Annotated in this window: 3 protein-coding genes and 1 pseudogene; 3 read left to right on the top strand and 1 reads right to left on the bottom strand. The window is 66.0% G+C overall.

Annotated features, from left to right (window positions below; genetic code table 11):
* Positions 1–410: 410 nt before the first annotated feature.
* Positions 411–1331: a LysR family transcriptional regulator gene (locus tag ACYDAT_RS15865; RefSeq protein WP_461451387.1), complete on the bottom strand. Its 921-nt coding sequence runs from the start codon at positions 1329–1331 to the stop codon at positions 411–413.
* A gap of 96 nt (positions 1332–1427) precedes the next feature.
* Here ACYDAT_RS15865 and ACYDAT_RS15860 point away from each other — a divergent pair, with 96 nt between their 5' ends.
* The 3 genes and pseudogenes from ACYDAT_RS15860 to ACYDAT_RS15850 form a co-directional block, all read left to right on the top strand.
* The gene (locus ACYDAT_RS15860) at positions 1428–2072 is read left to right on the top strand and encodes a cysteine hydrolase family protein (protein ID WP_461451385.1); all 645 of its coding nucleotides are present in this window, start codon (positions 1428–1430) and stop codon (positions 2070–2072) included.
* Between the two features lie 18 nt (positions 2073–2090).
* Positions 2091–2489, top strand: coding sequence for a carboxymuconolactone decarboxylase family protein (locus tag ACYDAT_RS15855; protein WP_461451383.1), 399 nt, complete (start codon positions 2091–2093; stop codon positions 2487–2489).
* 38 nt (positions 2490–2527) lie between these two features.
* Positions 2528–3202 (top strand): annotated as a pseudogene (locus ACYDAT_RS15850) (SDR family oxidoreductase); the annotation flags it as partial.

Here is a 3202-nt window from a genome sequence, read left to right as displayed (position 1 = left end):
GCTTGGCTGGGCTACGGCTGGGGACGAGTAGGCAGCGGCCGCTGCCTGTTAATATCCGCTACCTGCCGATGACGGGTGATGCCTTGGCAAAACGCATGCGTACCGAATCGGTGCTCACCTTTCATCGGCCCTAGTCACGCGTAGTTCTCGAACTTGGTGTAGCGAAATACTTCTGACTGATCTCGGCGGCATGCGCAAGCCGGCCGGCGAAGATGTTGGTGACGTTGCGTCATAAGCAGCTCCCTCCCGTGATGCCATGATCCACAAACCGACTCATGGCAGCACCCAATTCAGTCTTGTGCGCCAGCCACCGATTAGCGGCAGGACGAACTATGAAGCCCCTCCAGGTTAGCCATGTAGTGGTCGCCCTCCTTGCGTCGTCATTCCAGCGTAGGCCGCAATGAGTTTGATCAGATTCCCGCAAGTACGCGTCGGTGTTCATGCACCACCTCGGCCAGCATGTCGGCCACCACGCGCACGCGCGGTGAAGCGCGCAGCCCGCGTTGGATCACCAGCCAGATGTCCTGCGACACGCACTGCGCGGGCGGCAGGCAGCGTTCCAGCTTCGGCCGCGCATCGGCGATGTAGCAGGGCAGCACGGCCAGACCGAGTCCCTGTTCCGCTGCCTCGAGCTGGCTGAACAGGCTGTTGGTCGTCAGCGCGAAGGCGGCGTCGGGATAGCGCTGCCGCTGCCAGCGTGCCTGCACCAGGTGCTGGATTTCCTCATCCCAGCCGATCCACGGCAATGTTTCCATCGGCGAGCCGCTACGGCCCGATGCGCGCCGCCACTGCATGCCCCGCCGTATGCCCACCAGTCCGCGCCGCGCATACACCGCATACGCCTGCACCCCCAGTTTGCGCACGGTGAGGTTGCCCGTCTCGGGCCGCACCAGGCGCAGGGCGAGGTCAGCATTGCGCCGGTACATGTCCTGCACTGCCGCGCCCGTGACCAGTTCCAGCGTCAGCTTCGGATATTTTGCCACCAGCGCCTTCCAGCGCGGCAGGATCAGCAGGTTAGCCAGCGCCTCGTTGGTGACCAGCCGCACATGCCCCGCGGGCTCGCGCCCGCGGTCGCTGGCTCGTCCGCGCAGTTGCACGATGGCGTCCTCGACCCGCCGCGCCTCGTCGAGCAAGACCTCGCCATCCTCGGTGAGGCGATAGCCGCTGGCATGGCGCACGAACAGCGTCACGCCCAGCGCCTGTTCGAGCAGGGCGATGCGCCGCCCCAGCGTGGAGGCGCTGTTGCCGAGCTGCAGCGCCGCCGCCGACAGGCTGCGCGTGCGCGCCACCGCCAGCAGCACGCGCAGATCGTCCCAGTTCAGGTTTTCCATGGATGCAAAACCGCCTTGCGTGGTTTTCTCTTCACGAGCATAGCGCGCGGCCGAACAATGGCGGCTTCGCAGCACGACGCACAGACCCATCAGCCCATGCACAACGCCAACGATCTCAACCTTGTCCCCGCACGCACCGCCTTGCTGATGATCGAGTTCCAGCGCGAATGGCTCGCCCCGGAGAGCAAGCTGCAAGCCCTGATGGCCGACCGTGATCTGTTTCTGCATTCGCAGCAGCGCGCCGCGGCCCTGCTTGCGCTGGCGCGGCAGCGCGGCTGGAACGTCCTCCATGTCCCCTTCCGCTGCCGCAGCGACTACCGCGATCTGGCACCGACCCCGCACACCCTCGGGCTGCGCGGCGCGATCCCCCGCGCCGGTACTTGGCGCGAAGGCCGCGAAGACTTCGCCCCCGGATTCGAGCCGCACGAGGATGAATTGATCGTTGGCGGGCGCCTGGGCGCCAGCGCCTTTGCGGCTTCCAATCTCGATGCGCTCCTGCGCTTCCACGGCATCGACACCCTGCTGCTGGCCGGCTACGCCCTGCATGTGTGCGTCGAGTCCACGCTGCGTGCCGCGCACGATCTCGGCTACCGCGCCCTCGTGGTCGAGGATGCCTGCGCGGCCTTCACCTCCGCCCAGCGCGCGCATGTCCTGGAACACGTCGTCCATCATTTCGGCGCGAGCGTCACCGTGGGCGAACTCGAAGCCACGCCCCTTTCGCAAATCGACACAGCCGTGTGAACACCACAGGAGTTTCCGATGCAACAAACATCCGAACGCTACCGCCGCGGCTGGGAAATGCTCAAGACCATCGATGGCGAAGCCGGCGAGCACGTGGTCGCCGCCTTGCAGGACATCGCGCCCGATCTGGCGCGCTACATCATCGAGTTTGGCTTCGGTGACGTGTATTCGCGCGGCGTCCTCAAGCTGAAAGAGCGCGAGATTGCCACCGTCGCCGCGCTGGCGGCGCTGGGCAACGCGCAGCCGCAACTGAAAGTGCACCTGCACGGCGCGCTCAACGTCGGCTGCAGCCGCGAGGAACTGGTCGAAGTGCTGATCCAAATGGCTGTGTATGCCGGTTTCCCGGCGGCCTTGAACGGCATCTTCGCGCTGCAGGCGGTGCTGGCAGAGCGCGCTGCCGCCACACCTGCAGGCTGAGCACCTCACTTTACGCATTTCCCGACCAAGGAATTGACATGGATCGCTTCAGTGGAAAAACCGCCGTCGTCACCGGCGGCAACAGCGGCATCGGCCTGGCCATCGCCAATCGGCTGCGGCGGGAAGGCGCCGAGGTGGTGATCAGTGGTCGCAATCGCGTCAGTCTGGATGCTGCCGCGCGCGAACTCGGCGTGCGGGCGATCGAGGCGGACGTCAGCCGCATGGACGACCTCGACCGTTTCTATTCGACGCTCGCGGACACGGTCGGCAAGATCGACCTGCTCTACGCCAACGCCGGCATCTTCGAGCCAAGCCGCTGGTCGAGGTGACCGAGGCGTTCTTCGACCGCCAGTTCGACATCAACGTCAAAGGCCTGTTCTTTACGGCGCAGAAGGCCCTGCCGCACCTGCGCGACGGGGCGGTGGTGGTGCTGACCAGCTCGATGATCCACGACGCCGGCTGGCCGGATTGCAGCGTCTATGCCGCCGGCAAGGCGGCGGTGCGATCCATGGCGCGCAGTTTTTCCGCGGATCTGCTGGCGCGGCGCATCCGGGTCAATGCCTTGAGCCCGGGCGTCACTGCGACGCCGATTCTCGACTGGCCGGGCATGAGCGAGAGCGAGCGTGCCGCGGGGCTTGAAGCGTTGCGCGCGCGCATCCCCGTGGGGCGTCTCGCCAGCCCGGATGAAATCGCCGAGGCCGCGCTGTTTCTCG

The sequence above is a fragment of the Metallibacterium sp. genome, assembly GCF_054637675.1.
The sequence above is the reverse complement of the archived record's forward strand: the minus strand, read 5'-3'. Positions and strand labels throughout refer to the sequence as shown.

What these genes read in the sequence shown, in the direction of transcription:
- ACYDAT_RS15860 (WP_461451385.1), top strand. Translation starts at nt 1,428, where the DNA reads ATGCACAACGCCAACGATCTCAACCTTGTCCCCGCACGCACCGCCTTG.
- ACYDAT_RS15855 (WP_461451383.1), top strand. Translation starts at nt 2,091, where the DNA reads ATGCAACAAACATCCGAACGCTACCGCCGCGGCTGGGAAATGCTCAAG.
- ACYDAT_RS15865 (WP_461451387.1), bottom strand. Translation starts at nt 1,331, where the DNA reads ATGGAAAACCTGAACTGGGACGATCTGCGCGTGCTGCTGGCGGTGGCG.